The sequence below is a fragment of the Hydrogenophaga sp. FG152 genome (assembly GCF_057809615.1).
In genome coordinates this window covers 144,640-170,875 of record NZ_JBMDKH010000006.1, presented here as the reverse complement: position 1 = coordinate 170,875, position 26,236 = coordinate 144,640, and the positions used below count along the sequence as shown (strand labels likewise).

Annotated in this window: 25 protein-coding genes; 17 read left to right on the top strand and 8 right to left on the bottom strand. The window is 66.8% G+C overall.

Annotated elements, in window-relative coordinates; translation table 11 throughout:
• Window positions 1-26: 26 nt before the first annotated feature.
• Together ACODTB_RS09515 and ACODTB_RS09510 are read left to right on the top strand one after the other, a co-directional pair.
• The gene (locus tag ACODTB_RS09515; RefSeq protein WP_291112904.1) at window positions 27-752 is read left to right on the top strand and encodes a S1C family serine protease; all 726 of its coding nucleotides are present in this window, start codon (window positions 27-29) and stop codon (window positions 750-752) included.
• 9 nt (window positions 753-761) lie between these two features.
• A complete protein-coding gene (locus ACODTB_RS09510; protein WP_291112906.1) occupies window positions 762-1,880 on the top strand; it encodes an NAD(P)/FAD-dependent oxidoreductase in 1,119 nt (372 codons plus the stop codon).
• On the opposite strand, the gene ACODTB_RS09505 is transcribed toward ACODTB_RS09510, so the two are convergent.
• Window positions 1,881-2,966: a quinone-dependent dihydroorotate dehydrogenase gene (locus ACODTB_RS09505; protein ID WP_291112908.1), complete on the bottom strand. Its 1,086-nt coding sequence runs from the start codon at window positions 2,964-2,966 to the stop codon at window positions 1,881-1,883. It abuts the gene before it with no gap.
• Between the two features lie 38 nt (window positions 2,967-3,004).
• Here ACODTB_RS09505 and rpiA point away from each other — a divergent pair, with 38 nt between their 5' ends.
• Window positions 3,005-3,676 carry a ribose-5-phosphate isomerase RpiA gene (rpiA, locus tag ACODTB_RS09500; protein ID WP_488929267.1) on the top strand — a complete coding sequence of 224 codons (672 nt, stop codon included), beginning with the start codon at window positions 3,005-3,007 and terminating at the stop codon, window positions 3,674-3,676.
• A gap of 33 nt (window positions 3,677-3,709) precedes the next feature.
• Here rpiA and ACODTB_RS09495 read toward each other — a convergent pair whose 3' ends face one another.
• The 3 genes from ACODTB_RS09495 to ACODTB_RS09485 form a co-directional block, all read right to left on the bottom strand.
• Window positions 3,710-4,366 carry a glutaredoxin family protein gene (locus ACODTB_RS09495; protein WP_488929266.1) on the bottom strand — a complete coding sequence of 219 codons (657 nt, stop codon included), beginning with the start codon at window positions 4,364-4,366 and terminating at the stop codon, window positions 3,710-3,712.
• Between the two features lie 31 nt (window positions 4,367-4,397).
• Complete coding sequence (locus ACODTB_RS09490) at window positions 4,398-6,479, bottom strand: M3 family metallopeptidase (protein WP_291112913.1); 2,082 nt, start codon at window positions 6,477-6,479, stop codon at window positions 4,398-4,400.
• 73 nt (window positions 6,480-6,552) lie between these two features.
• The gene (locus ACODTB_RS09485) at window positions 6,553-7,029 is read right to left on the bottom strand and encodes a YhbY family RNA-binding protein (protein WP_291112915.1); all 477 of its coding nucleotides are present in this window, start codon (window positions 7,027-7,029) and stop codon (window positions 6,553-6,555) included.
• Between the two features lie 44 nt (window positions 7,030-7,073).
• Between ACODTB_RS09485 and ACODTB_RS09480 the strand changes: the two genes are divergently transcribed.
• The 5 genes from ACODTB_RS09480 (at window position 7,074) to ACODTB_RS09460 (ending at window position 12,609) form a co-directional block, all read left to right on the top strand.
• A complete protein-coding gene (locus ACODTB_RS09480) occupies window positions 7,074-7,745 on the top strand; it encodes an RlmE family RNA methyltransferase (RefSeq protein ID WP_291112917.1) in 672 nt (223 codons plus the stop codon).
• Window positions 7,746-7,889: 144 nt separating this feature from the next.
• Window positions 7,890-9,809 (top strand): ATP-dependent zinc metalloprotease FtsH, encoded by a 1,920-nt coding sequence (gene ftsH / locus ACODTB_RS09475; protein WP_291112919.1) that lies wholly within the window; start codon window positions 7,890-7,892, stop codon window positions 9,807-9,809.
• 71 nt (window positions 9,810-9,880) lie between these two features.
• Window positions 9,881-10,711, top strand: a complete 831-nt coding sequence (folP, locus tag ACODTB_RS09470) for a dihydropteroate synthase (protein WP_291112921.1) — start codon at window positions 9,881-9,883, stop codon at window positions 10,709-10,711.
• 66 nt (window positions 10,712-10,777) lie between these two features.
• Window positions 10,778-12,121 carry a phosphoglucosamine mutase gene (gene glmM, locus ACODTB_RS09465; protein WP_291112923.1) on the top strand — a complete coding sequence of 448 codons (1,344 nt, stop codon included), beginning with the start codon at window positions 10,778-10,780 and terminating at the stop codon, window positions 12,119-12,121.
• The gene (locus ACODTB_RS09460; RefSeq protein WP_291112925.1) at window positions 12,118-12,609 is read left to right on the top strand and encodes a GNAT family N-acetyltransferase; all 492 of its coding nucleotides are present in this window, start codon (window positions 12,118-12,120) and stop codon (window positions 12,607-12,609) included. The genes glmM and ACODTB_RS09460 overlap by 4 nt, the downstream gene beginning before the upstream one ends.
• A 4-nt stretch (window positions 12,610-12,613) precedes the next feature.
• Here the strand turns inward: ACODTB_RS09460 and ACODTB_RS09455 are convergent, their stop codons facing one another.
• Window positions 12,614-13,816 carry an exo-beta-N-acetylmuramidase NamZ family protein gene (locus ACODTB_RS09455; RefSeq protein ID WP_291112927.1) on the bottom strand — a complete coding sequence of 401 codons (1,203 nt, stop codon included), beginning with the start codon at window positions 13,814-13,816 and terminating at the stop codon, window positions 12,614-12,616.
• A 10-nt stretch (window positions 13,817-13,826) separates the two neighbouring features.
• On the bottom strand, window positions 13,827-14,399 hold the full coding sequence (locus ACODTB_RS09450; RefSeq protein WP_291112929.1) for a DOMON-like domain-containing protein: 573 nt from the start codon (window positions 14,397-14,399) through the stop codon (window positions 13,827-13,829).
• A 161-nt stretch (window positions 14,400-14,560) separates the two neighbouring features.
• Here ACODTB_RS09450 and ACODTB_RS09445 point away from each other — a divergent pair, with 161 nt between their 5' ends.
• From ACODTB_RS09445 to ACODTB_RS09425, 5 genes are all read left to right on the top strand, one after another.
• Window positions 14,561-15,403: a GNAT family N-acetyltransferase gene (locus ACODTB_RS09445; protein ID WP_291112931.1), complete on the top strand. Its 843-nt coding sequence runs from the start codon at window positions 14,561-14,563 to the stop codon at window positions 15,401-15,403.
• 1 nt (window position 15,404) lies between these two features.
• Window positions 15,405-16,337, top strand: coding sequence for a UDP-2,3-diacylglucosamine diphosphatase (locus tag ACODTB_RS09440; RefSeq protein WP_488929265.1), 933 nt, complete (start codon window positions 15,405-15,407; stop codon window positions 16,335-16,337).
• 28 nt (window positions 16,338-16,365) lie between these two features.
• Window positions 16,366-17,466, top strand: coding sequence for a glycosyltransferase family 4 protein (locus ACODTB_RS09435; RefSeq protein WP_291112935.1), 1,101 nt, complete (start codon window positions 16,366-16,368; stop codon window positions 17,464-17,466).
• Window positions 17,467-17,542: 76 nt separating this feature from the next.
• Window positions 17,543-19,621 (top strand): polyphosphate kinase 1, encoded by a 2,079-nt coding sequence (gene ppk1, locus ACODTB_RS09430; RefSeq protein ID WP_291112937.1) that lies wholly within the window; start codon window positions 17,543-17,545, stop codon window positions 19,619-19,621.
• Between the two features lie 19 nt (window positions 19,622-19,640).
• Entirely contained in the window at window positions 19,641-20,123 is a 483-nt protein-coding gene (locus ACODTB_RS09425) for a SixA phosphatase family protein (protein WP_291112939.1), read from the top strand.
• On the opposite strand, the gene ACODTB_RS09420 is transcribed toward ACODTB_RS09425, so the two are convergent.
• Window positions 20,124-20,612 (bottom strand): hypothetical protein, encoded by a 489-nt coding sequence (locus ACODTB_RS09420; protein WP_366832992.1) that lies wholly within the window; start codon window positions 20,610-20,612, stop codon window positions 20,124-20,126.
• Window positions 20,613-20,711: 99 nt separating this feature from the next.
• Window positions 20,712-22,196, bottom strand: coding sequence for an exopolyphosphatase (gene ppx, locus ACODTB_RS09415; RefSeq protein WP_291112941.1), 1,485 nt, complete (start codon window positions 22,194-22,196; stop codon window positions 20,712-20,714).
• A 210-nt stretch (window positions 22,197-22,406) separates the two neighbouring features.
• On the opposite strand from ppx, the gene pstS reads away from it, so the two are divergent.
• The 4 genes from pstS to pstB all read left to right on the top strand — a co-directional run bounded on the left by pstS (window position 22,407) and on the right by pstB (window position 26,230).
• Complete coding sequence (pstS, locus tag ACODTB_RS09410; protein ID WP_291112943.1) at window positions 22,407-23,438, top strand: phosphate ABC transporter substrate-binding protein PstS; 1,032 nt, start codon at window positions 22,407-22,409, stop codon at window positions 23,436-23,438.
• A 108-nt stretch (window positions 23,439-23,546) separates the two neighbouring features.
• Complete coding sequence (gene pstC, locus ACODTB_RS09405) at window positions 23,547-24,527, top strand: phosphate ABC transporter permease subunit PstC (RefSeq protein WP_291112945.1); 981 nt, start codon at window positions 23,547-23,549, stop codon at window positions 24,525-24,527.
• 11 nt (window positions 24,528-24,538) lie between these two features.
• On the top strand, window positions 24,539-25,393 hold the full coding sequence (gene pstA, locus ACODTB_RS09400) for a phosphate ABC transporter permease PstA (RefSeq protein WP_488929264.1): 855 nt from the start codon (window positions 24,539-24,541) through the stop codon (window positions 25,391-25,393).
• Between the two features lie 42 nt (window positions 25,394-25,435).
• Window positions 25,436-26,230, top strand: a complete 795-nt coding sequence (gene pstB / locus ACODTB_RS09395) for a phosphate ABC transporter ATP-binding protein PstB (protein WP_488929263.1) — start codon at window positions 25,436-25,438, stop codon at window positions 26,228-26,230.
• Window positions 26,231-26,236 lie beyond the last annotated feature (6 nt).

Below are 26,236 nucleotides of genomic sequence, written 5' to 3'. Positions count from 1 at the left end.
GCCTTTTCCTTGCTTTGGGCCTCGGGATGATCGCTCTCCTGGGCGGGGCCGGCGCCTGGGCGGGGTTGGCTGACACGGTGGTGCGCGTGAAGCCGTCCGTGGTGCTGGTCGGCACGTTCAGGAGCACGGACAACCCGCGGTTTCAACTGCGGGGCGCGGGCTTTCTGGTCGCGCGCGGTGATCTGGTGGTGACCAATGCCCATGTGCTGCCGTCGGAGGCCGACGAGGCGTCGCTGGTGGTCCAGGTGCGCGTGGGGCAGGGCGATTGGCAGATGCGCACGGCCACGGTGCTGGAGACCGATGTGGCGCGCGACCTGACGCTGCTGCGCGTGTCGGGCGCGCCCGGGCCCGCGCTCAAGATCGGCGATTCCCGGCGCGTGAGAGAGGGCGATGACCTGGCCTTCATGGGTTTTCCGATTGGAGGCTCATTGGGGTTCTCGCATGTCACGCACCGCGCGACCGTGTCCACCATCACCTCGGCGGCGTTGCCCAGCCCGTCGGCAGAGCGGCTGCGCGAGCAAGCCATCCGCAGCCTGCGCAATGGCACTTTCGACATCTTCCAGCTCGACGCCACGGCCTATCCGGGCAACAGCGGCGGGCCCTTGTTCGATCCGGACACGGGCGAGGTGATGGGGGTGATGAACATGGTGCTCATCAAGAACACGCGCGAATCGGCGCTGAGCCAGCCCTCCGGCATCTCGTATGCCATACCCGCGCGCTATGTGCAGGAACTGGTGGATCGCCACCGCTGAGGCCTTTCCATGAGCGCTGCGATCGAACAGGTCGATGCCCTGGTGGTGGGCGCCGGTGTGGTGGGGCTCGCCGTGGCGCGTGCCCTGGCGCTGGCGGGGCGCGAGGTGATGGCGCTCGAGCGCGAGGCCGACATTGGCACGGGCACGAGTTCGCGCAACAGCGAGGTCATTCACGCCGGCATCTACTACCCGGCGGGCTCGCTCAAGGCGCAACTCTGCGTTCAGGGCAAGCAGGCCCTGTACGCCTATTGCGCGGAGCGGGGCATCGCCCATCAGCGTTGCGGAAAGCTCATCGTGGCCAACACGGCTTCGCAGCTGGCGGCGTTGCCATCGATCATCGAGAAGGCCCGTGCGAACGGGGTGCACGACCTGCTGCTGCTCAACCGCGAGCAGGCGCTTGAACTCGAACCGCAGCTGGCGTGCCTGGGTGCGGTGCATTCACCTTCCACGGGCATTGTGGACAGCCATGGCCTGATGCTCTCGCTGCAAGGCGATCTGGAGAACGCGGGCGGCATGGTGGTGTGCCACGCGCAGGTGGATCACCTCGCGGCAACCGATGCCGGCATCGACGTGCAGACCGTCGACGGCACGCGCCTGCGGGCGCGCACGGTGATCAATGCCGCCGGTCTCGGTGCCTGCGATCTGGCCCTGCGCGTCCGCGGATTGGCAGCCGACCACGTGCCCAGGGCCTGGTTTGCGAAGGGCAACTATTTCACCCTGTCGGGCCGATCCCCTTTCGAGCATCTGATCTACCCCGCGCCCGAGCCGGACAAGCACCTGGCCGGTCTGGGCGTGCACCTCACGCTGGACCTGGGAGGGCAGGCCAAGTTCGGACCGGACGTGCAGTGGGTCGATCGGGCCGACGACCTGCAGGTGGACCCGGCCCGGGGTGAGGCGTTCTATGCAGAGGTCCGCCGCTACTGGCCCGGCTTGCCCGATGGTGCCTTGCAGCCGGGCTATGCGGGCATGCGGCCCAAGATCAGCGGGCCGCATGAGCCAGCGGCCGACTTCGTGATCCAGGGGCCGGCGGTGCATGGGGTGCCGGGGCTGGTCAACCTGTTCGGCATCGAGTCCCCGGGCCTGACCAGTTGCCTGGCCATCGCGAACCAAGTGCTTGCGCTGGCCTGATCAGCTGTCGGCGAGGGCCTGGATCGCCCGCGCCGATTCCCAGACCAGGGACGGCCCCTGGTAGATCAGGCCGGTGTAGATTTGCACGATGTTGGCACCCGACTGGATCTTGCTCACCGCATCGTCCGCGCTCATCACGCCGCCCACGCCCACGATGGGAAAGCTCTTGCCCAGGCAGGCGCGCAGCTGGCGGATCACCCGGTTGCTGGCCTGCAGCACGGGAGCGCCCGACAGGCCCCCGGTTTCCTGCGCGTGCGGCAGGCCCGCGACCGCTTCGCGGCTCAGCGTGGTGTTGGTCGCGATCACGCCGAAGGCGCTGGTCGCCACGCCGTCGCTGTCCGCGCCGTAGCGCATGAGCGTGGTGGCGATGATCTCGACCTGCGTTTCGTCCAGGTCCGGCGCGATCTTCACGAACACCGGGATCCGGCGGCCATGGCGCTGTGCCAGCAGCTCGCGCCGTTCCGCGACGGCACCGAGCAGGGCGTCCAGGGCCTCATCGCTCTGCAGGCTGCGCAGGTTCTGCGTGTTGGGGCTGGAGATGTTGACGGTGACGTAGTCGGCGTGGGGGTAGACCCCGTCGAGGCAGGTCAGGTAGTCGTCGATCGCGCGCTCGATCGGCGTGCTGGCGTTCTTGCCGATGTTCAGGCCCAGCAGCATGGGGCTCACGCCCTTCTGTTGGCGAAAGCGCGCCTGTTTCACGTTGGCGATGAACGCGTCCAAGCCTTCGTTGTTGAAACCCAGGCGGTTGATCAGCGCCTGGGCCTTGGGCAGTCGGAACATGCGGGGCTTGGGGTTGCCGGCCTGGGCCTTGGGCGTGACGGTGCCCACCTCGACGAAACCGAAACCCATGGCCGCCAGGCCGTCGATGCAGCGCGCGTTCTTGTCCAGGCCGGCGGCCAGGCCCACGCGGTTGGGAAACTGCAGCCCGGCAAGGGTGTACGGGTCGTGCACGCGCGGTTCGCCGTAGAGGCAGGTCAGGGGCGAGTTCTGCAGCCGCGCAATGGAGCCCAGGGTGAGTTCGTGGGCGGCTTCGGGGTCCAGACCGAACAGAAAGGGGCGTGCGACGGCGTAGGGAAGAAGCGACATTGGATAATCCGACTTGTTGTTCCAACCGATTGTCTCAAATGACCCAAGACGAACTCAAAGCCCTGGTGGGCCAGGCCGCCCTGCAATACGTGACCCCGGGCGACATCGTGGGGGTCGGCACCGGCTCGACCGTCAACAAGTTCATCGATGCGCTGGCCGGCATGAAGGACCAGATCCCGGGCGCCGTGTCGAGCTCGGAAGCGTCCACCGCGCGCCTGAAGGCGCTGGGCATCCCGGTCTTCGAGGCCAATGCCGTGGGCGAACTCTCGGTCTACATCGACGGCGCGGACGAGATCGACGGCCAGGGCCACATGGTCAAGGGCGGCGGCGCCGCGCTCACGCGGGAGAAGATCGTGGCCGCGCAATCGCGCCGCTTCGTCTGCATCGCCGACGACTCCAAGCTGGTGAAGGTGCTGGGCCGCTTCCCCTTGCCGGTGGAGGTGATTCCCATGGCGACGGCGTGGGTGGTGCGCCAGTTCGCGCAGATGGGCGGCACCGCCCAGGTGCGGATGAAGGATGGCGCTCCCCTGGTCACCGACAACGGCCAGCACATCCTGGATGTGACCGGCCTGCAGATCAGCGACCCGTTGGCGTTCGAGAGCCAGGTCAACCAATGGCCGGGGGTGGTGACGGTGGGGGTGTTCGCCCACCAGAAGGCGGGCGTGTGCCTGCTGGGCACGCCGGATGGCGTGAAGACACTGACGTTCTGAGAGGTTGGGCCGCCACCGAAGACGGCCTGGCGATCAGAAACGGATGCCGGCGGGGTTCTGAGGGGGCGGCGTCACGGGCACTTCGGCCGGTGCCGAGGGCGCTGTGGGTTGTTCGCGCGCGGCAGAAGACGCGCCCGCCGCTTCAGCGGGCCGCGCCGTTGCCACCAGAGGCGTGGCGGCCGGGCGGCGGTAGCTGGAGGGCAGGGCGGATTGCTTGGGGTAACCGGCGGCGTCCAGGAACTGCGACCACTCGGTGTCCGAATAGCCCTTGATCTGCTGGCTGCCGATGGTCAGGAAGGGCAGAGAGGCCTCGCCGCTGAGGCGCTTGAGCGCTTCACCATCCTGTGGCGTCTCGACCGTTTTCTCGCTGTAGGGAATGCCACGCGCATTGAGCAGGTTGCGCCCGCTGTTGCAGGGGGCGCAGTCGCGACTGGTGTAGAGCGTGACCGGGTAACGGCTGCTGGTCTGGCGCAGTTCAAAGGGCAATTGGGCGCTTGCGCCGGCGGAGGCGCCCGCCGCCGTGCCCACGGGCCGTGCCGGGGTGGTTGCTGGCGGTGGTTGGTCGGAGTAGGTGACCTTGCCATCTGGCCCCACGATCCGATAGACGCCTTGCGCGAGCACGGGGGCGGCGAGCAGGCCGGCCAGCACGGCCAGGGCAAGCAGTCGGGGTGCGGGGTAGTGGGCGTTCATGGCGGTTCCTATTGGCAGGCCACGGGACAAATCAAGCCATGCCCTGGTGGCGCAGCAGGGCGTCGATGCTCGGCTCGCGGCCCCGGAAGGCCTTGAACGACTCCATGGCCGGGCGGCTGCCGCCGGCTTCCAGGATCGCCTGACGATAGCGGCGCCCCGTGGCGACGTCCAGCGTGCTGTGGCCATTTTGCAGCGCCGCTTCCTCGAAGGCGGCGTAGGCGTCGGCCGACAGCACTTCGGCCCATTTGTAGCTGTAGTAGCCTGCGGAGTACCCGCCGGCGAAGATGTGGCTGAAGGTGTGCGGCGTGCGGCTGTAGGCTGGCGGTTGCAGCACGGCCACTTCGTCGCGCACCTGTTGCTGCAGCGCCAGAATGGCCGCACCACTCGAAGCGGGCTCGGGCAGGCTGTGCAGCAGCATGTCGAACAGCGAGAACTCCACCTGGCGCAGCGTCTGCAGGCCGCTCTGGTAGTTCTTGGCGGCCAGCATCTTGTCGAACAGTGCGCGCGGCAGCGGCTCGCCAGTGTCCACGTGGGCCGTCATGTGCTTGAGCACATCCCACTCCCAGCAGAAGTTCTCCATGAACTGGCTGGGCAGCTCGACCGCGTCCCACTCCACGCCGCTGATGCCAGAGACATCGCGCTCGTTCACCTGCGTGAGCATGTGGTGCAGGCCGTGGCCGAACTCGTGGAACAGGGTGATGACGTCGTCGTGCGTGAGCAGTGCGGGCTTGCCGTTCACTCCCTCGGCGAAGTTGCAGACCAGGTGCGCCACCGGCGTCTGCAGCACGCCCGTGTCGGGCCGCAGCCAGCGCGCGCGCACGTCGTCCATCCAGGCGCCGCCTCGCTTGCCGGTGCGGGCGGCAGGGTCCAGGTAGAACTGCCCGACCAGCTCGGTGCCCTGGGGCCCCGAGCGCTCGATGCGGTAGAACGCCACGCCCGGATTCCACACCGGCGCCTGGTCGGGGCGGATGGCCACCTCGAACAGGGTTTCGACGATCTGGAACAGACCGGCCAACACCTTGGGGGCGGTGAAGTAGGGTTTGACTTCCTGTTCGCTGAAGGCGTAGCGCGCTTCCTTGAGCTTCTCGCCGATGTAGGGCCAGTCCCAGGCCTGGGGATCGTTCAGGCCGAGTTCGGTGGCCGCGAATTCGCGCAGGTCGGCCAGGTCTTTCTCGGCATGGGGCCGGGCCTTGGCGGCCAGGTCGCGCAGGAAGGCGATCACCTGCTCGGGCGACTCGGCCATCTTGGGCACCAGCGACACGTCGGCGTAGTGGCGGTAGCCCAGCAGGCGTGCCTCTTCGTGGCGCAGTGCGAGCAGCTCGCCCATGATCGCGGTGTTGTCGAACTTGGTCGCCTCGCCAGCGGCCTGATCGCTGGCGCGGGTGGCGTAGGCGCGGTAGAGCTTCTCGCGCAGCGGGCTGCTGTGGGCGAACTGCATCACCGGCAGGTAGCAGGGCATCTTCAGCGTGAGCTTGTGGCCGGTCTTGCCGTCGGCCTGGGCCGCCGCGGCGGTGGCCTGGAGCACGTCGTCGGGCACGCCGGCCATCTCGTCGGCCGTGGCGATCAGCGAAAAGGCGTCGGTGGCGTCCAATGCGTTTTCGCTGAACTTCTGGGCCAGCTCGGCCTGGCGTTCCTGCAGCCAGGCAAAGCGGGCCTTGGCCTCACCTTCCAGGGCCGCGCCACCCAGCACGAAGCCGCGCATGGCGTTGTGGTGGGCCTGGGCCTGTTCGGCATTGAGCGTGGCGGGGTCCATGGCCTTGTACTTGGCGTACAGGCGCTCGTCGGCACCCAGCCGCGTCCAGAACTCGGTGACCTTGGGCAGCGCCTCGTTGTAGGCGGCGCGCAGCTCGGGGGTATCGGCCACGCTGTTGAGGTGGCTCACCGCGCCCCAGGCGCGCGACAGGCGCTCCGCAGGCACGTCCAGCGTGAGGGAAATCCGGGCCCAATCGTTGGGAAAACCGGGTGCCGTGACCTCTTCCAGCGCCGTGCTCGCGGCCTGCAGCAGCAGGTCCATCGCGGGACCCACCGCCGCCGGTGTGATCGCGTCGAAGCGGGGCAGGTCGCTGAAGTCGAGCAGGGGATTGAGGGTGGCTGGGGCGGTTCGGTCGTTCATGCGTTCTCAGATGTGGCGGTATGAGGGAAGTTCAAGGCGCGGCCCTGCACGAACGGGGAGCCAGAGGCTATCGCTATTGGGATTGCGCGCTCTTCTTCACGCTCTTTTTCATGACCTTGGCGCGCTTGACCTGGCCACCGGGCGTGAGGCGCTGGTTGCCCAGCACGCGCACCACCTTGACCTCGGGGCGCTGGCCGCCGCGCTTGCTGAATTTCAGCACCTTGACGTCGCGCGGGCCCGGCTTGCGATCCTCATCGACGACCTTTTCCTTCTCCGGCATGGGGCGCCAGAGCACCAGCAGCTTGCCGATGTGCTGGATCGGCGCAGCGTCCAGCTCGTCGGCCAGGGTCTGGAGCATGGCTTCGCGGGCGGTGCGGTCGTCGTTGAGCACCCGGATCTTGATCAGGCCGTGGGCCTTGAGCGCGGCGTCGGCTTCTTTCTTCACCGAGGCGCTCAGACCGTCACCCCCGATGTGGACGACGGGATCGAGGTGGTGGGCCTCGGCTCGGTGGACTTTGCGCTGGGCGGGGGTGAGTGTGATCTGAGGCATGGGACAATTATCGTTTACACAGACCCCAGGCGTCCCTCATGGGCATGAAAGTCAAAACACAGAGCAAGAAGGTCAACAAGGCCTGGCTCAACCAGCACGTCAACGACCCGTACGTGCGCCTGGCGCAGAAGGATGGCTACCGTGCGCGGGCGGCCTACAAGCTCCAGGAAATCGACGAAACGCTGGGGCTGGTGCGGCCCGGACAGGCGGTCGTGGACCTGGGCTCCACGCCCGGGGCGTGGAGCCAGTACCTGCGCCGCCGGCTCAGCCCGAACGGGGCGGCCGTGGGCGAATTGCATGGCACCATCGTTGCGCTGGACATGTTGCCCATGGAGGCGGTGGAAGGCGTGCACTTCATCCAGGGCGATTTCCGCGAGGCGGCGGTGCTCGCCGAACTGGAGCAGTCCCTGGTGGAACGGGGTGTGCAGCAGGTCGATCTGGTGGTGTCGGACATGGCGCCCAACCTCTCGGGCATCGGCATGACCGACGCCGCCCGGATCTCCGATCTGGTCGAACTCGCGGTGGATTTTGCCGTTCATCACCTCAAACCCGACGGTGCGCTGGTGGTCAAACTGTTCCATGGTGGCGCCTATGACCCCATGGTGGCGCTGTTTCGCGAGACCTTTCGCACGGTCAAGGCGGTCAAACCCAAGGCCTCCCGGGACAAATCCTCGGAAACCTTCCTGGTGGGACTGGGTCTCAAAAAGGTCGGTTGAGGGGCTTGACGCCCTGGCGCCATTGAAAAATGCCAACCCTTTGATTGACATTGCCACGTCGTGCCCCAGGGGCATGGGGGCTTGAAAGTCCTAGAATGGGAAACATATGAGCTTGTCAGTCACTATCGTCTCCAGGAGCTGCACTTGAACAACCAGTGGTTTTCGAAAATCGCCGTGTGGATGGTCATCGCCATGGTGCTTTTCACCGTCTTCAAGCAGTTCGACACGCGCTCCGCGGCGGGTTCGGGTTACATGGGGTATTCCGAGTTCCTCGACGAGGTCAAGGCCCAGCGCATCAAGAGCGCCACCATCCAGGAAGGCCAGGGCGGCACCGAAATCGTGGCCATCACGCAGGACGACCGTCGCGTGCGCACCACCGCCACCTACCTCGACCGCGGCCTGGTGGGTGACCTGATCAACAACAACGTCAAGTTCGACGTGCGTCCGCGCGAAGAGAGTTCGCTGCTCATGACCCTGCTGGTCAGCTGGGGACCGATGCTGCTGCTGATCGGCGTCTGGATCTACTTCATGCGACAGATGCAGGGCGGCGGCAAGGGTGGAGCCTTCAGCTTCGGCAAGAGCAAGGCCCGCATGCTCGACGAGAACAACAACACCGTGACCTTCGCCGACGTGGCGGGTTGCGACGAGGCCAAGGAAGAAGTCAAGGAGGTCGTGGACTTCCTGAAAGACCCGGCCAAGTTCCAGAAGCTGGGTGGGCGCATTCCGCGTGGTCTGCTGCTGGTCGGCCCGCCGGGCACTGGCAAGACGCTGCTGGCCAAGGGCATTGCGGGTGAAGCCAAGGTGCCGTTCTTCAGCATCTCGGGTTCCGACTTCGTGGAGATGTTCGTCGGCGTGGGCGCGGCCCGCGTGCGCGACATGTTCGAGAACGCCAAGAAGAACGCGCCCTGCATCATCTTCATCGACGAAATCGACGCCGTGGGCCGCCAGCGTGGTGCGGGCCTGGGCGGTGGCAACGACGAGCGCGAACAGACCCTCAACCAGATGCTGGTGGAGATGGACGGTTTCGAGACCAACCTGGGCGTGATCGTGGTCGCAGCGACCAACCGCCCGGACATCCTGGACGCCGCCTTGCTGCGCCCGGGCCGCTTCGACCGCCAGGTCTATGTCACGCTGCCCGACATCCGTGGCCGCGAGCAGATCCTGAACGTGCACATGCGCAAGGTGCCGCTGGGCACCGACGTGAACGCCAGCGTGATCGCGCGCGGCACGCCGGGCATGAGCGGTGCCGATCTGGCCAACCTCTGCAACGAAGCCGCCCTGATGGCCGCGCGCCGCAACGCACGCGTGGTGGAGATGCAGGACTTCGAGAAGGCCAAGGACAAGATCTTCATGGGCCCCGAGCGCAAGAGCATGGTCATGCCCGAGGAAGAGCGCCGCAACACGGCGTACCACGAGTCGGGCCACGCGCTGATCGGCAAGCTGCTGCCCAAGTGCGACCCGGTGCACAAGGTCACCATCATCCCGCGCGGCCGCGCGCTGGGCGTGACCATGAGCCTGCCGTCGCAGGACCGCTACAGCTACGACAAGGACTACATGCTAAACCAGATCAGCATGCTGTTCGGTGGCCGCATCGCCGAAGAAGTGTTCATGAACCAGATGACCACCGGCGCTTCGAACGACTTCGAGCGCGCGACCACCATCGCCCGCGACATGGTGATGCGCTATGGCATGACCGACGCGCTGGGCCCGATGGTCTACGCCGAGAACGAAGGCGAAGTGTTCCTGGGCCGCTCGGTGACCAAGACCACCAACATGAGCGAGTCGACCATGCAGAAGGTGGACGCCGAGGTGCGCCGCATCATCGACGCCCAGTACAAGCTGGCGCGCGACCTGATCGAGCAGCACAGCGACAAGATGCACGCCATGGCCACCGCGTTGCTGGAATGGGAAACCATCGATGCCGACCAGATCGACGACATCATGGCCGGCAAGCCGCCGCGCCCGCCGAAGGATTGGACGCCGCGCAACCCCTCGGTGGGTGGCGGTGGTGGCAGCGGAGGCACCCCGGCGGTGACCACCGATCCCACACCCTCGGCCGCCTGAGCGGCGCGGATTTTTCATGCACATACGGGGCTTCGGCCCCGTTGTCGTTTCTACCGTTCTTTTGTTTTCCCATGCGCTGGCAAACCAACCGTTTCGATATCGATCTCACGAGCCCGCGCGTCATGGGCATCGTCAACGTCACGCCCGATTCGTTTTCCGATGGCGGGCTGCATGCCGGCACAGCCGCCGCGCTGCGGCATTGCGAGCAGTTGCTGAAGGAAGGGGCTCACATCCTTGACATCGGTGGTGAATCGACGCGCCCGGGCAGCCCTGCGGTGCCGCTGGATGAAGAACTGGCGCGCGTGCTGCCCGTGGTCCGGGAGGCGGTGCGCCTGGACGCGCCGATTTCGGTGGACACCTACAAGCCCGAGGTGATGCGGGCGGTGCTCGACGCGGGGGCTGACATCGTCAACGACATCTGGGCGCTGCGGCGCGGTGACGCGCTGCAGGCGGTGGCGGCGCACCCGCGCTGCGGCGTGTGCCTGATGCACATGCACCGCGATCCCCAGACCATGCAGGTGGCCCCCATGGACGGCGACGTGTTGCCCGACGTGCTCGCCTTCCTGGCCGAACGGGCCGGCGCGCTGATGGCGAATGGCGTGGCGCGCGAGCGCATCGTGCTCGACCCCGGCATCGGTTTTGGCAAGACCGTGGCCCAGAACCTGAGCCTGCTGGCGCGCCAGGCGGAGTTGCTGCCCTTGGGATATGCCCTGCTGGCCGGCTGGTCGCGCAAGTCCACACTGGGTGCGGTCACCGGCCACGAGCGGCCCGCCGACCGCGCGGCGGCCAGTGTGGCGGCGGCCTTGCTGGCGGTGGAGCGCGGTGCGCGCGTGGTGCGTGTGCACGACGTGCGTGACACGGTGGACGCGCTCAAGGTCTGGCAGGCATTGCAAATCAGCTGACCGTCAGGGCCGCCCGCGATAATGCGGGGACCAGAATCCCACAACAAGAGAGAGGACAGGAGCAACATGGCCCGCAAATACTTTGGCACCGACGGCATCCGAGGCACCGTCGGGCAGGCCCCCATCACCCCCGATTTCGTGTTGCGCCTGGCGCATGCGGTGGGACGCGTGTTGCGGCGCACCGAGGCGCACCCCACCGTGCTGATCGGCAAGGACACGCGCATTTCCGGCTACATGCTGGAGTCGGCGCTCGAATCGGGTTTCAACTCGGCGGGGGTGGACGTGGTGCTGCTCGGCCCAGTGCCCACGCCTGCGGTGGCTTACCTCACCCGGGCGCAGCGTGCCAGCTTGGGGGTGGTCATTTCGGCCAGCCACAACCCGTTTGCCGACAACGGCATCAAGTTCTTCAGCGCCCTGGGGGCCAAGCTGCCGGACGACTGGGAACTCGCGGTCGAGGCCGCGCTGGAAGAGCCGCCCGTGTGGGTGGAGTCGGCCTTGTTGGGCAAGTCTCGCCGGTTGGACGACGCGGCCGGCCGCTACATCGAATTCTGCAAGAGCACCTGCGCCTACCACCTCACGCTCAAGGGACTGAAGATCGTGGTGGATGGCGCCAACGGGGCGGCCTACCAGATCGCGCCCGCCGTGTTCCATGAACTGGGCGCCGAGGTCATCAAGATCGGTTGTTCGCCCGATGGCCTGAACATCAACCACCACGTGGGTGCCACCCACCCGCAGGCCTTGCTGGAGGCCGTGAAGGCCCATGGCGCCGACTACGGCATCGCGCTCGATGGCGATGCCGATCGCATCCAGATGGTCGATGCCCAGGGCCGCCTCTACAACGGCGACGAGCTGCTGTACCTGATCGTGGCGGACCGCATCGCGCGCGACGAAGACGTGCCGGGCGTGGTGGGCACGCTCATGACCAACATGGCGGTGGAGGTCGCGCTCAAGTCGCGCGGCGTGAAGTTCGTGCGCGCCAAGGTGGGAGACCGGTACGTGCTGGAAGAACTCGAGCGCCATGGCTGGATCCTGGGCGGCGAAGGCTCCGGCCACCTGCTGGTGCTGGACCGCCACACCACCGGCGATGGCCTGGTGTCGGCCCTGCAGGTGCTGCACGCCTGCGTCGACAGCGGCAAGACCATGGCCCAGTTGCTGGCCGACGTGACGCTGTTTCCGCAGACCCTGATCAACGTGCGGCTCAAGCCCGGTCAGGACTGGAAGACCAACACCTTCCTGGACGAAGAGACCCGCGCGGTGGAGGCCGAACTGGCCGACAGCGGCCGCGTGCTGATCCGCGCCAGTGGCACCGAGCCCCTGCTGCGTGTGATGGTGGAAGCGCGCGACGCCAAGCAGGCCCAGGCCTGCGCCGAGCGTCTGGCCGCTGCGGTGCAGGCACAGGTGCCGGCGTGACCACGGCCGGCATCACCACGCTGCGCGCCGACTACGCCAACCCCGCGCACGCGGCGGCGCTGGTCCTGCTGCTCGATGCCTACGCCAGCGATCCCGCGGGTGGTGGGCAGGGGTTGTCGGCCTTTGCCAAAGCGAACCTGGTGGCTTGCCTGGCGGCGCGGCCGCAGGCCTACAGCGTGCTGGCCTTTGACGGCGGGCAACCGGTGGGCCTGGTGAATTGCATCGAAGGCTTTTCGACCTTCGCCTGCAAGCCGCTGGTGAACGTGCACGACGTGGCCGTGCTGGCCAGCCACCGGGGCCGCGGCATCGCCGAGCAGATGCTGGCCCAGGCCGAACTCATCGCGCGCGAGCGCGGCGCGGTGAAGCTCACGCTGGAGGTGCTGTCCGGCAACCAGCCCGCCATGCGCCTCTACGAGCGCATCGGCTTTGCCGGCTACCAGCTCGACCCGGCCATGGGCAGCGCCCAGTTCCTGCAGAAGTGGCTCTGAGCGTTCAGTAGAGCAGGTGGGGCCGGCGCGCCTCGGCCCAGGCGGCTTCGTCGGCCGCCGCCGCGGCGTCCAGCACATCGGGCGCTGCCGACACATCGTCCACCCACTCGCGCAACAGCGGCCCGCCGTTGATGAGGTCGATCGCCAGCCGGTCGTGCTCGTACTCGTAGGCGAAATCACGCCACAGCGGGTAGTCCGGCGCCTGCAGCCGCAAGGCCCGGAACGCCAGCGCCTGCAGGCGCCAGGGCTTGAAGGCCGCGTGGTCGTAGTGCGTCGGGTCCTCCACATGGATCTGCACGCCGGCGCACAGCTGGCCCACGTGCTTGTGGAAGGTGGGCTCGAAGAAACACTCGCGCAAGACGCAGCCCCTGATCCACTGCGGAGCCAGGCCCTGCATGTCGGTGATCAGACGGCGGGTGTCGATGCCGGGCGCACCGAAGAGCTCCAGGGGCCGCGTGGTGCCCCGGCCTTCGCTGAGCGTGGTGCCCTCAAGCATCACGGTGCCGGCGTAGGCACGCGCCATCGACAGGTTGGCCGCGTTCGGGCTGGGGTTGACCCAGGTGCGGCCTTCGGGCCAGCCGAACCCCGGTGCCGCCTCGGGCTGCCAGCCGGCCATGGTGATCACGCGGTATTCCAGTTGCAGGCCGAGCGTGGCGATGAACCAGTGGCCCAGCTCGCCCATGGTCATGCCATGGCGCATGGGCATGGGACCTGCGCCCACGAAGCTTTCCCAGCCTTCGCGCAGCGTGAGGCCTTCGATGGGGCGGCCCGCCGGGTTGGGGCGGTCGAGCACCCACACCGCCTTGCCGTGCCGCGCGGCGGCCTCCAGCACATAGCGCAGCGTGGTGATGAAGGTGTAGATGCGGCAGCCGAGGTCCTGCAGGTCGACCAGCAGCACGTCGAAGCTGTCCATCATGGCGTCGGTCGGCCGCCGCACCGTACCGTAGAGGCTGAACACCGGGATGCCGAGTCGGGGGTCGTTGAAGTCGGGCGACTCGACCATGTTGTCCTGCTTGTCGCCGCGCAGGCCGTGCTGCGGGCCGAAGGCGGCGCTGAGCCGGACGTCGGGCAGGGCGGCCAGGGCGTCCAGCGAATGCGTCAGGTCGCGCGTGACCGAGGCCGGGTGCGCGAGCAGGGCCACGCGCCGCTCTTTCAGGGGGGCGCGCAGGGCAGGGTCTTGCAGGAAGCGTTCGATGCCGAATTGCATGGGGTCTTGTTCAGGGCAGGGGTGCGGCCAGCCGCAGGGCGCGGCCGTCGGGGTGGTGGAAGTCGGGGCGTTCGCTGGGGTGGTGCAGCGCCCAGTAGCTCAGCTGGCCATTGCGCTCCTCGATCACGGCGCACAGGCCCAGGCACAGCGCGGAAGGGCTGCGGGGCAGGGCGGCGGCCGTCAGTCGCGCGGTGAGCGTGAAGGCGCGGGCCGTGGTGTGGGCCAGCGGTGGGCGCAGCTGCGCGCGGTCGCGGGCTTCGGCCGCCTTATCGCGCTGGCGTTCGGATGAGAACCGGTAGGCGGCCCACTCGCTCGACGGCGAGAAATTGAACTCGCGGTAGGCGGCCTCGCCGTCGGCGGCCACGAAGGCCTCCAGGCAGGTGTGCCGCCACAGGCCGTCGGTGGGCACGGGCGCGGCCGGTTCCGGGATGCGCAAGGCCGTGGTGTCCCCCCGCAGCGCGTAGCGCAGCCGCAAGCCATCGGCATGGACGCGGACCTCCACCGACACCGCCAGCACCACACCGCAGGGCGTGGCGGGGTGGCAGCGCAACTGCGCACGGAGGGGGGCGGGGTTGGGGTTCACAGCCCCGTATTCTGGCAGGCCCCCTGGGGGTGGGCCGTTGTCACCAAAACTTCATGCGATTGCCATGCGGGAGACACCCGTGGTTCGCACACTGCCTGTTCATGACCACAGCTTCACTCAACTCCGCGCCCCTGGTGGGCGCACTGACCCAGGAGCCCGCCATGAAAGAACTGCCCACCCCCACGCTGGACCTTTCGCCGGTCTCGTTGCCACGGGGGTCACTTCATCCCCGCCCGCTTTTCTCGCCAGCGCCGCAGCCCGTCAGCGGTGGCATCGCCGTCTCCTGGGCGCGGCATCTGGACGAGGTTCGTGAAGCGCAAAGGCTGAGGTTCGATGTGTTCGCCACGGAAATGGGCGCGCGCCTGCCGCAGCAGGTGCCCGGCCACGACGTGGACCTGTTCGACGATTTCTGCGAACACCTGCTGGTGCGCGATGCCGCGAGCCAGCGCGTGATCGGCACCTACCGCGTGCTGACCCCGGCCCAGGCCAAACGCGTGGGCAGCACCTACAGCGACACCGAATTCGACCTGACCCGCCTGCGTGCCGTGCGCGAGCGCATGGTCGAACTGGGCCGCAGCTGCGTGCACCCCGATCACCGCCACGGTGGCGTGATCATGGCGCTGTGGGGCGCGCTGGCCGAGTTCATGGTGCGCAACCAGCTCGACACCATGATCGGCTGCGCCAGCATCCCGATGCAGCACGAAGGCCCGCACGGCATGGTGGGCGGGGGCCATGCGGCGGCCAGCATCTGGCGGCAGGTGAAGGCGACGCACCTGGCGCCCATCGACTGCCATGTGCGGCCCCGCCTGCCGCTGCCGATCGAGCAGCTCGACGACACACTCGACGTGGAGCCGCCCGCGCTGATCAAGGGCTACCTGCGCCTGGGCGCCAAGGTGCTGGGCCCACCGGCCTGGGACCCAGACTTCAACGCGGCCGATCTGCCCATGCTGATGCGCATCTCGGACCTGCCGGCGCGCTACCGCAAGCATTTCCTGGGGGCCTGACATGGCCCCCCCCGCCGCGCTTCGCGCGATCCCCCAGGGGGCGGCACTGGCGGCCTGGCAAAGCCAGTTCCGCGGTGTCCTGGACAATGGAGGCGCCGCGCCGCCGCCCGACGACGATCCCCACGGCGATGGCGGCGAAAAGGCCCGCTACCGCGCCGTTTTCATTTCCGACCTGCACCTGGGCACGGCGGGTTGCCAGGCGAGGCCGCTGCTCGATTTCCTCAAGCACCACCCCAGCCACACCCTGTACCTGGTGGGAGACATCATCGACGGCTGGCAACTGCGCCGCAAATGGTATTGGCCGCAGGCGCACAACGACGTGGTGCAGAAACTGCTGCGTCGCTCGCGCAAGGGCTGCCGGGTGGTGTTCGTGCCGGGCAACCATGATGAATTCGCGCGCCAGTTCGACGGCCACAACTTCGGCGGCATCGAGGTCGCGAACGAGGCGGTGCACACCACGGCCGACGGCCAGCGCCTGTGGGTGGTGCACGGTGACCACTTCGACGGCGTGATCCAGTGCGCCAAGTGGCTGGCGTACCTGGGCGACAACGCCTACGAACTCACGCTGCGCCTGAACCGCCACCTCAATTCGCTGCGGGCGCGCCTGGGCCTGCCCTACTGGTCGCTTTCGCAGTACCTCAAGCACAAGGTCAAGAGCGCGCTGAACTACGTGACCGACTTCGAGCGCGCGGTGGCGGCCGAAGCCCGCTCGCGCGGCTACCAGGGTGTCGTCTGCGGTCACATCCACCGGGCCGAGATGCGTGAGATCGATGGAACGCTGTACTGCAACGACGGCGACTGGGTGGAGAGCCTGACCGCGCTGGTCGAGCACCTCGACGGACGGCTCGAGCTCGTGCACTGGAACACCGACATCGAAAGAAAGCTGTCACACGAGTGGTCGCCAGAACCGCAGACGGAACGCCAGGCTTTCTGAGCCTTGCCGCACCAGGGAGAGAGACAACATGAAGATCCTGATCGTGACCGATGCCTGGCAACCCCAGGTCAACGGCGTGGTGACCACGCTCGTGGAACTGGCGCGGCAGCTGCAGGCCAGCGACCATGAGGTGGTGGTGATCCATCCGGGCCAGTTCCGCACACGGCCTTGCCCTGGCTATGCAGGCATCGACGTCGCGCTGTTTCCCGGCCGCCGCATGCGCGAATTGATCAACGCGGCCGAACCGGAGGCGATCCACATCGCCACCGAAGGCCCGCTGGGCTGGGCCGCGCGGCGCCATTGCCTGCGGCGCAAACTGGCTTTCACCACCGCCTTCCACACCAAGTTTCCCGAGATCCTGCACGCGGCCCTGGGCGTCCCCGTGTCGTGGGGGTACGCGCTGTGTCGCCGCTTCCACCGCCCCAGCAGCGGCGTCATGGTGCCCACGCAGGGCGTGCTCGACATGCTCAAGGCGCGGGGTTTCGGCCAATTGCGCGCCTGGACGCACGGTGTGGACACGCGCCTTTTTTCGCTGATGGACCCACCCACCAGCTATGCGCCGCTGGGGCCGCTGGCGCACCCTGTCAGCCTGTTCGTGGGCCGCCTCTCCTACGAGAAGAACGTCGATGCCTTCCTGCGCATGGACCTGCCTGGCAGCAAGGTGGTGTGCGGTGTGGGGCCGTTGACCTCGGCGTTGCGCCAGCGCTACCCGAATGTGCATTGGCTCGGGGTGCTGCCCCGCCATGAGCTGGCGCAGGTGTACGCCGCGGCGGACGTGTTCGTGTTTCCCAGTCGCAGCGAGACCTTTGGCCTGGTGATGCTCGAGGCCATGGCTTGTGGCGTGCCGGTGGCCGCCTACCCGGTGGACGGCCCCTTGCAGGTGGTTGGCAACAGCGGGGCCGGTGCCCTGCGCGACGATCTGCACGAGGCCTGGAAGGACGCGCTCAAGATCAAACGCCACGAAGCGCGGGATCGCGCCCTCCAGTTCGGATGGGGGCGGGCGGCGACGCTGTTCGTGTCCCACCTCAGCGTCCTGCCCAGACCGCGCCGACCGAGGTCTGCGGTTCGCGCCATGCAGGAGGTGGATGGCAAGGCACTGTCACACAAACGTCTTCCAATCGTTGAATAATCGACACATGGTGCGCCAGGGATCGCCGGCCGGGAGCGGCGGGCAGCGGGCGAACCCTTCGATTCCAGCGGCATCCATGAGCGGCAACACCCTGCATCAGAAGCTACCCCTCCTCGATCGCGATCACAGCATCCTCGCCTTCAACGAACGCGTGATGGACTGGGCGCGCCGGGCCGACGTGCCGTTGCTGGAGCGCCTGCGCTACCTGAGCATCGTCTCCAGCAACCTGGACGAGTTCTTCGAGGTCCGCGTGGCGCCCCACCTGACCGCTGCCCGGGCCAACGAACAGCGCGGCCCGTTCACCTCGCTGTCCTACGAACAGCTCTCGGACAAGGTGCATTCGCTGGTCGCCCAGCAATACGCCATCTACAACGACGAGTTGCTGCCGCTGCTGGAGAAGAAGGGCATCAAGCTCATCTCGCACGGCGAGCGCAATCCGCGCCAGCGCCGCTGGGTCAAGGAGTTCTTCATCAAGGAAGTGCAGCCGCTGCTGATGCCGGTGGGTCTGGACCCGGCCCACCCGTTCCCGCAGGTGGCGAACAAGTCGCTCAACTTCATCGTGCGCCTCACGGGCAGGGACGCTTTCGGCCGAGAGAACGAGATCGCCATCGTGAAGGTGCCGCGCATCCTGCCGCGCTTCTTCCGCATGCCACCGGTCAAGGGCTCCAAACAGACGCACTTCGTCTCCATCTCCAGCCTGATCCGTTCGCACCTGAACGACCTGTTTCCGGGGCGCCAGGTCACCGAGTTTTCCCAGTTCCGTGTCACCCGCCATTCCGATCTGGCGGTGGACGAGGAAGAGGTGAAGAACCTGCGCACCGCCTTGCGCAAGGGCCTGCAGCAGCGCCACTATGGCCAGGCCCTGCGGCTGGAGGTCTCGGCCGGCTGCTCGGTCCACCTCTCCAACTTCCTGCTGGAGCAGTTCGCGCTGACCGAGCGGGCGCTGTACCGCGTGCCCGGCCCGGTCAACCTCGTGCGTCTGAACCAGCTGATCGACCAGGTCGAAGCACCCGCGCTGCGCTTCGAGAGCTACAGCGCGGGCTGGCCGGCCCAGCTCACACCCGGGCAGTCGTACTTCGAGCGCCTGCGGCAGGGCGACGTGCTCATCCACCAGCCCTTCGAGAGTTTCGATGCGGTGCTGGGCTTCCTGCGCGAAGCGGTGGAAGACCCCGACGTGCTGGCCATCAAGCAGACCATCTACCGCACGGGCGCCAAGTCGGAGCTGATGAACCTGCTGCGCGAAGCCGTGCGCCGTGGCAAGGAAGTCACGGCGGTGGTGGAGCTCAAGGCGCGCTTCGACGAAGAGGCCAACATCAACTACGCCGAGCGGCTGGAGTCGGTGGGCGCCCAGGTGGTCTATGGCGTGGTGGGACTCAAGACGCACGCCAAGATGCTGCTGGTGACGCGCCGCGAGGCCACGGGCCTGCGCCGCTACGCCCACCTGTCCACCGGCAACTACAACCCCGGCACGGCACGTCTCTACACCGACCTGAGCTACCTCACGGCCGATGACGCGCTCACCGCCGACCTGGAGCAGATCTTTCTGCACCTGGCGAGCCAGAACCGCCTGCCCAAGCTCAACAAGGCCCTGATCGCGCCGTTCCATCTTCACAAGGCCATGCTCGACAAGGTGGAGGCCGCGGGTGCCGCCGCCAAGGCCGGGCTGGACGCTCGCATCGTCCTGAAGATGAACGCCCTCACTGACGAGCCGATGGCGCGCGCGCTGGCCGTGGCCTCTCAGCAGGGCGTGAAGATCGACCTGATCGTGCGCGGCGCCTGCATCCTGCCTGCGCAGGTGCCGGGCTTTACCGACAACGTGCACGTGCGCTCGGTGATCGGGCGCCTGCTGGAGCACTCCCGGGTGTTCTACTTCCGCACTGGCGAGGTGGAGGAACTCTGGCTTTCCAGCGCCGACTGGATGAACCGCAACATGCTGCGGCGCATCGAGCTCGCATGGCCTGTGACCGACAGCGCGCTGCGCCATCGCATCATCGACGAGTGCCTGCAGGCCTACCTGCACGACACCAAGGACGCCTGGCTGCTGCGGCCGGACGGAAATTACGTGCCGGCCGGGGCCAATGGCAACGGCCGGGGCCGCATCACCTTGCATTCGGCGCAGGCCAGCCTGATGGCCTTGTATGGCAGCAAAGGCTGACGACATGGAAAACCGGACCATGGACCTGATTCTGTGGCGGCATGCCGAGGCGCACGACCACCCCGAGCCATTGACCGGGCGGCCCGGTGATTCCCAGGATCTGGCGCGGCGCCTGACCCCGCGCGGCGAAAAACAGGCCACCCGCATGGCCGCCTGGCTGGATCGGCAACTGCCCGAGGGCGCCCGCATCTGGAGCAGCCCGGCCGTTCGCTGTGAAGAGACGGTGCTGGCGCTGGGGCGCAAGTACAAGCTGCGCGACGACCTCTCGCCCGACGGCGACCCGCTGGCCTTGCTGGAACTGGTGCAATGGCCCTACGGCAAATCACCGGTGGTGGTGGTGGGCCATCAGCCCACGCTGGGGCGCGTGGTGGCCCGCCTGCTGGGCCTGACCGAAGAGGACTGTTCGGTGAAGAAGGGCGCCGTGTGGTGGCTGCGCCACCGCGAGCGCGATGGCGTGGGCCAGACCGTGGTGGTCACGGTGCAGACGCCCGAGCTGATCTGATCAGGCGGCTTTTTTGGCGGGTGCCGCGCGGCGGACCACCGGGCGCTTGGCGGCGGCCTTGGGTGCGGGTGCCGATTTTTTTGCGCTTGCCTTCTTGGCCACGGGCTTGGCGGCAGGGGATGCCACCTTGGCCGCAGCTTGGGTCGCGGGTGCGGCCGGCTTGGCAATCGCCTTGGCTGCGGGTTTCGCGGCCTTCCTGGCGGTGGGTTTTGCCACGGGCTTGGTGGCCGTCGGCTTGCCGGTCACCGTCGGACGGCCCGTCTTGAGCGTGGGCACGGCGGCGAGTGCCACCTTGTACGCCGCGTCATTCAGGCCCTGCAACACCATCAAACCAGCGCGCAGCAGTTCGCTCTTCTTGACGCTGGTGCCCAGTGCGATCGCGCGGGTCTTGAGCTGGTCGATGGCGGCGAACTCGGTCTTGGGGATGGTGAAGCTGTCGCGCACCAGCTTGGGTTTCTTGGGGCTGGTTTTGTTGCTCTGACTGGCCATGAATGCACTCCGGGGATGACAAAAGGGGCCGGAGTATAAACCGTATATACCGTTTTCCGTCTACCTCGGAACCGTGACAGCTGTGTGACGGTGTGGGCGCTACCGGATGTCCGCCGTGAACTTCCAGGCCGACTTCTGCCAGGCCACCACTTCTTCACCCAGCAGCCAGGCCGACTGCGGATAGCGTTTGGCCCATCCCGGGTTGGTCGAGAGCTTGAAGGCGCGCGGCTTGTAGCTCAGCTTGACCGACTGGTACTCCGGCATCTGGCGGGCGTGGCAGAGCAGCACGGCCAGGCGCAGCGCCATGAGCTGCTTGGCGAACAGCTCGTCCATCAGGGCGTCTTCGAGCTTGCGCAGCTTGCCGCGTTGGCCCATCACCAGCTGGCTCATGCGGTGCAGTTCGGGCAGGGAAAAGCCCGGGGCATCCATGTTGTCCAGGATGTACGCGCCGTGGTGGTGGGAGCGTTCGTGCGAGATGTGCGTGCCGATCTCGTGCAGGCGCGCCGCCCACGCCAGTTTCTGCGAGTAGCGCTCGTTCTGCGCGTCGAGCGCCGCGATCTGGGCGAAGAGGGCGGTGCTGACCTCGCTGACCCGTTGGGCCTGCGCGTCGTCGGCCGAGAAACGGTGGGCCAGCCAGCGCACGGTGCGCTCGCGCACGTCGCCACCGTCGGTGTCGCGATCGATCAGGTCGTAGAGCGCACCGTGGCGAAGCGCGCCCTGGGCCGGCACCATCTGCTCGATGCCGAAGAGGTCGAAGATGGCGCGCAGCACGCTCACACCCCCTCCGATCACCGGGCGGCGGTCGTCCTTCAGGCCTTCCAGGCGCAACTGGTCCGCGCTGCCCGCCTTGATCATCCGCTCGGTCAGCCAGTCCAGTCCGGCGCGCGTGACCACGCCGGAGGCCCAGCCATTGGCCGCCAGCATGTCGGCGACCGCCCCCACGGTGCCCGAGGAGCCGTAGGCGATGGTCCACTCGGGCGGCGGAAATTTGTCCAGCGCCTCGTCGATCACGGCCTTGGCCGCCACTTCGGCGGTCTTGAAGGCCGATGCGGTGAACTGGCCGCGCGGAAAGTAGCGCGTGGACCAGGCCACGCTGCCCAGGCGGTACGACTCCATCGCGCGCGCCGTGTAGCCCTGGCCCAGGATCATCTCGGTCGAGCGCCCGCCAATGTCCACCACCAGCCGCTTTTCGTCCGAGTGGGGCAGCAGGCGGGACACACCCTGGTAGATCAGGCGGGCTTCTTCATGGCCCGACACCACATCGATCGAGAACCCCAGGATGGCCTGGGCGTTGCGCAGGAACTCGTCGCGGTTCTTCGCTTCGCGCAGGGTCTGTGTGGCCACGGCCCGGACTTGCTGTTTCTTGAAGCCGTGCAGCCGCTCGGCGAACCGCGCCAGGCACTCCCAGCCTCGCTCCATGGCGGCCTGGCTGAGGTTCTTTTCCTCGTCCAGCCCGGTGCCCTGGCGCACGGTTTCCTTCAGGTATTCGATGCGCTCGATATGGCCCGAGTGGTAACGGCCGATCTCCAGCCGGAAACTGTTGGAGCCGAGGTCGATGGCGGCGAGGAGGGTTCCGTTTTGCATGCGAGACGACGGCGCGGGGCCGAGGGGTGGCCCCAGGGGCTGGATTGAGCGGGAAAGCCCGGATTGTGACGCATGGCCGTGAAGCGCCGCCTGTCGGGGGACTCACGGTCGATCGCCTGTTGTGTGACAAGCGTTCGATGTCACATGGATGTCATATTGCCTGCCTAAAGTCCTCCTTGTTCTGAATCCCCAACCGCTAGGAGTCACTTCATGATCAACAAACGAATTTTCCTCAAGACCGTGGCCGCAGCCGCCATGGCGACCGCTGGCATGGGTTCCGCACTGGCCGCCGACATCACCGGCGCAGGCGCTTCTTTCCCCTACCCGATCTATGGCAAGTGGGCTGAGGCCTACAAGAAGGAAACCAACGTTGGCCTGAACTACCAGTCCATCGGTTCTTCGGGTGGCATCCGCCAGATCAAGGCCAAAACTGTGGCCTTTGGTGCTACCGATGCCCCTGTCTCCGGTGAAGACCTCGACAAAGACGGCATGGTGCAATTCCCAGCCATCATTGGTGGCACGGTGCCCGTGATCAACCTCGAAGGCTTCAAGCCGGGCGAACTGCGCGTGACCGGCCCCGTGCTGGCCGACATGTTCCTGGGCACCATCACCAAGTGGAACGACCCCAAGTTGGCCGCCCTGAACCCTGGCAAGGCGCTGCCTGACCAGGCCATCACCGTCATCCACCGCTCGGACGGCTCGGGCACCACCTTCAACTTCACCGACTACCTGTCCACCGTGAGCAAGGACTGGGCCGACAAGGTGGGCAAGGGCGCTGCCGTGAAATGGCCGGCCGCTTCCTCCGTCGGCGGCAAGGGCAACGAAGGCGTGGCCGCCAACGTGAGCCGCGTGAAGGGCTCGCTGGGCTACGTGGAATACGCGTACACCAAGAAGAACAACATGCCTTTCCTGCAACTGCAGAACAAGGACGGCAAGTACGTGAGCCCGGACGACAAGTCGTTCGCCGCCGCGGCTGCTGGCGTGAACTGGTTCAGCGTGCCGGGCATGGGCGTGTCCATGGTCGATGCCAAGGGCGCCGACAGCTGGCCCATCAGCACCGCCTCGTTCATCCTGATGTACAAGCAGCCGACCGACAAGGCCCAGTCCGCCGAAGTGCTGAAGTTCTTCGACTGGTCCTTCAAGAGCGGCAAGCAGATGGCCGCCGATCTGGACTATGTGGCCCTGCCCGACAGCCTGACGAACGAGATCCGTTCCAAGGTCTGGTCGCAGATCCAGAAGTAATCAGCAACCGACTTGTCCGATGACATCCGCCGGCTGGAAAGGGCTGGCCGGCGGATCCCGTTGCTCTCAGGATCACAATACGGAGTCAACATGAGCGTGGGAACAACCATGAGTTCGAAATCTGCGCCGGTAGCGTCCGGCAATCCCAGCATGGTGTCGATTGCCAAACGGCAACGCATCGAAGACATCTTCTTTCACCGGGTCACCCAGGGCTTCTCGCTGCTGGTGCTGGTGGCCCTGATGGGCATCATCATTTCCCTGTTTGTCAATGCCTGGCCGGCTTTCCAGAAGTTCGGCCTGGGTTTCGTCTGGCGTGTCGAATGGGACGTCGTCAACGAGGAGTTCGGCGCCGCGATCGCCATCGTGGGCACGCTGGCCAGCGCCGGCATCGCCTTGCTGATTGCCGTTCCCCTGGCCTTCGGCATCGCGCTTTTCCTGACCGAAAATTGTCCCGTCTGGCTGCGCCGCCCCCTGGGCACGGCCGTTGAGCTGCTGGCAGCCGTGCCGTCCATCATCTACGGCATGTTCGGTCTGTTCGTTTTCGCTCCCCTGTTCGCTGACTACGTACAGCCGGGCATGCAAGGTCTGCTGGGCTCGATGCCGCTGATCGGGCCCTTGTTCGGTGGTGCCACCAACGGCATCGGCATCCTGGCCGCCGGCATCGTGCTGGCCTTCATGGTGCTGCCCTTCATTGCCGCCGTGATGCGCGACGTGTTCGAGATCGTGCCGCCCATCCTGCGTGAATCGGCCTATGGCCTCGGTTGCACGACCTGGGAGGTGGTGCGCCGCGTGGTGCTGCCCTACACGCAAAAAGGCGTGATCGGCGGAATCATGCTGGGCCTGGGCCGCGCGCTGGGGGAGACCATGGCCGTGACCTTCGTGATCGGCAACGCCAACCGCCTGCCGACTTCGCTGTTCTCGCCCGGCACCTCGATCGCCTCGACGCTGGCCAACGAGTTCGGTGAAGCGGCCGACTTCCACCTCTCCACCCTGTTCGCCCTCGGTTTCCTGCTCTTCGTCATCACCTTCATCGTGCTGTCGGCTGCCAAGATCATGCTGCTGCGCGCTGAAAAGGCCAAAGGTCTCTGAGACACCCCACCATGGAATTCAACCACCGCCTCTACAAGCGCCGCCAGCGCGCCAACGCCATCGGCCTGACCTTGTCCATGGGCGCCATGGTGCTGGGCCTGTTCGTGCTGCTCTGGATCCTCAGCGTGCTGTTCAGCAACGGCCTGTCCGCGCTGGACTGGAACATGTTCACCCAGTCCACGCCGGCGCCGGGCACGGACGGCGGCGGCCTGGCCAACGCCATTGTCGGCAGCCTGATGATGGTGGGCTTCTCGGTGCTGGTCTCCACGCCCATCGGCATCTTTGCCGGCGTGTACCTGGCCGAGTACGGCGATACCAGCAAGACCGCCGAGCTCACGCGTTTCGTGACCGACATCATGCTGTCGGCCCCTTCCATCGTGCTGGGCCTGTTCGTGTACGCCATCGCCGTGGCCACGCTGGGCAATTTCTCCGGCTGGGCCGGCAGCCTGGCCCTGTCGCTGATCGCAGTGCCTGTGGTGGTTCGCACCACCGAGAACATGCTGCGCCTGGTGCCAGGCAGTCTGCGCGAAGCCGCTTTCGCCCTGGGCGCACCGCGCTGGAAAGTGGCCACGCTGGTGACGCTGCGCGCGGCCAAGAGCGGCGTGATGACCGGTTTGTTGCTGGCCGTGGCCCGCATCAGCGGCGAAACCGCGCCGCTGCTGTTCACCGCCCTGAACAACCAGTTCTTCAGCACCGACATGGGGGCGCCCATGGCCAATCTGCCCGTGGTGATCTTCCAGTTCGCCCTGAGCCCTTACGACAACTGGATTCGACTGGCCTGGGGGGGCGCGTTGCTGATCACCCTTTCGGTGCTGGCCCTCAACATCGTGGCGCGGGTCTTCCTGCGCGAAAAGAAGGCGGGCTGAGCCCCGTCCCCGCACAACCGAACACCCGACACGGAACCGACCATGCCCAACACCGCCACTGCCACGGCCGCCACGGCCACCGCCAAGAATGCGCTGGAGCTGCGCAACCTGAACTTCTTCTACGGCAAATTCCAGGGCCTGAAGAACGTCAACATGAACATCGAGGAGCGCAAGGTCACCGCCTTCATCGGCCCCTCGGGTTGCGGCAAGTCCACGCTGCTGCGCACGCTCAACCGCATGTACAGCCTGTACCCCGGCCAGCGCGCCGAGGGCGAAATCAACTTCTACGGCCAGAACATCCTGGACGCCAAGCAGGACATCAACCTGCTGCGCGCGCGCATCGGCATGGTGTTCCAGAAGCCCACACCCTTCCCGATGTCGATCTACGACAACATCGCCTTCGGCGTGAAGCTGTACGAAGATCTCAGCCGCGGCGAGATGGACGATCGGGTGGAATGGGCGCTGTCCAAGGCGGCCCTTTGGAACGAGGTCAAGGACAAGTTGAACCAGAGCGGCCTGTCGCTCTCCGGCGGCCAGCAGCAACGCCTGTGCATCGCGCGCAGCGTGGCCGTGAAGCCCTCGGTGCTGCTGCTGGACGAACCCACGTCCGCGCTGGATCCGATCTCCACCGGCAAGGTGGAAGAATTGGTGCACGAGCTCAAGCAGGACTACACCATCGCCATCGTCACGCACAACATGCAGCAGGCGGCCCGCTGCAGCGACTACACCGCCTACATGTACCTGGGCGAGCTGATCGAATTCGGTTCGACCGAGCAGATCTTCTTCAAGCCGAACAAGACCGAGACGGAAGACTACATCACGGGCCGTTTCGGCTGAGCCCGC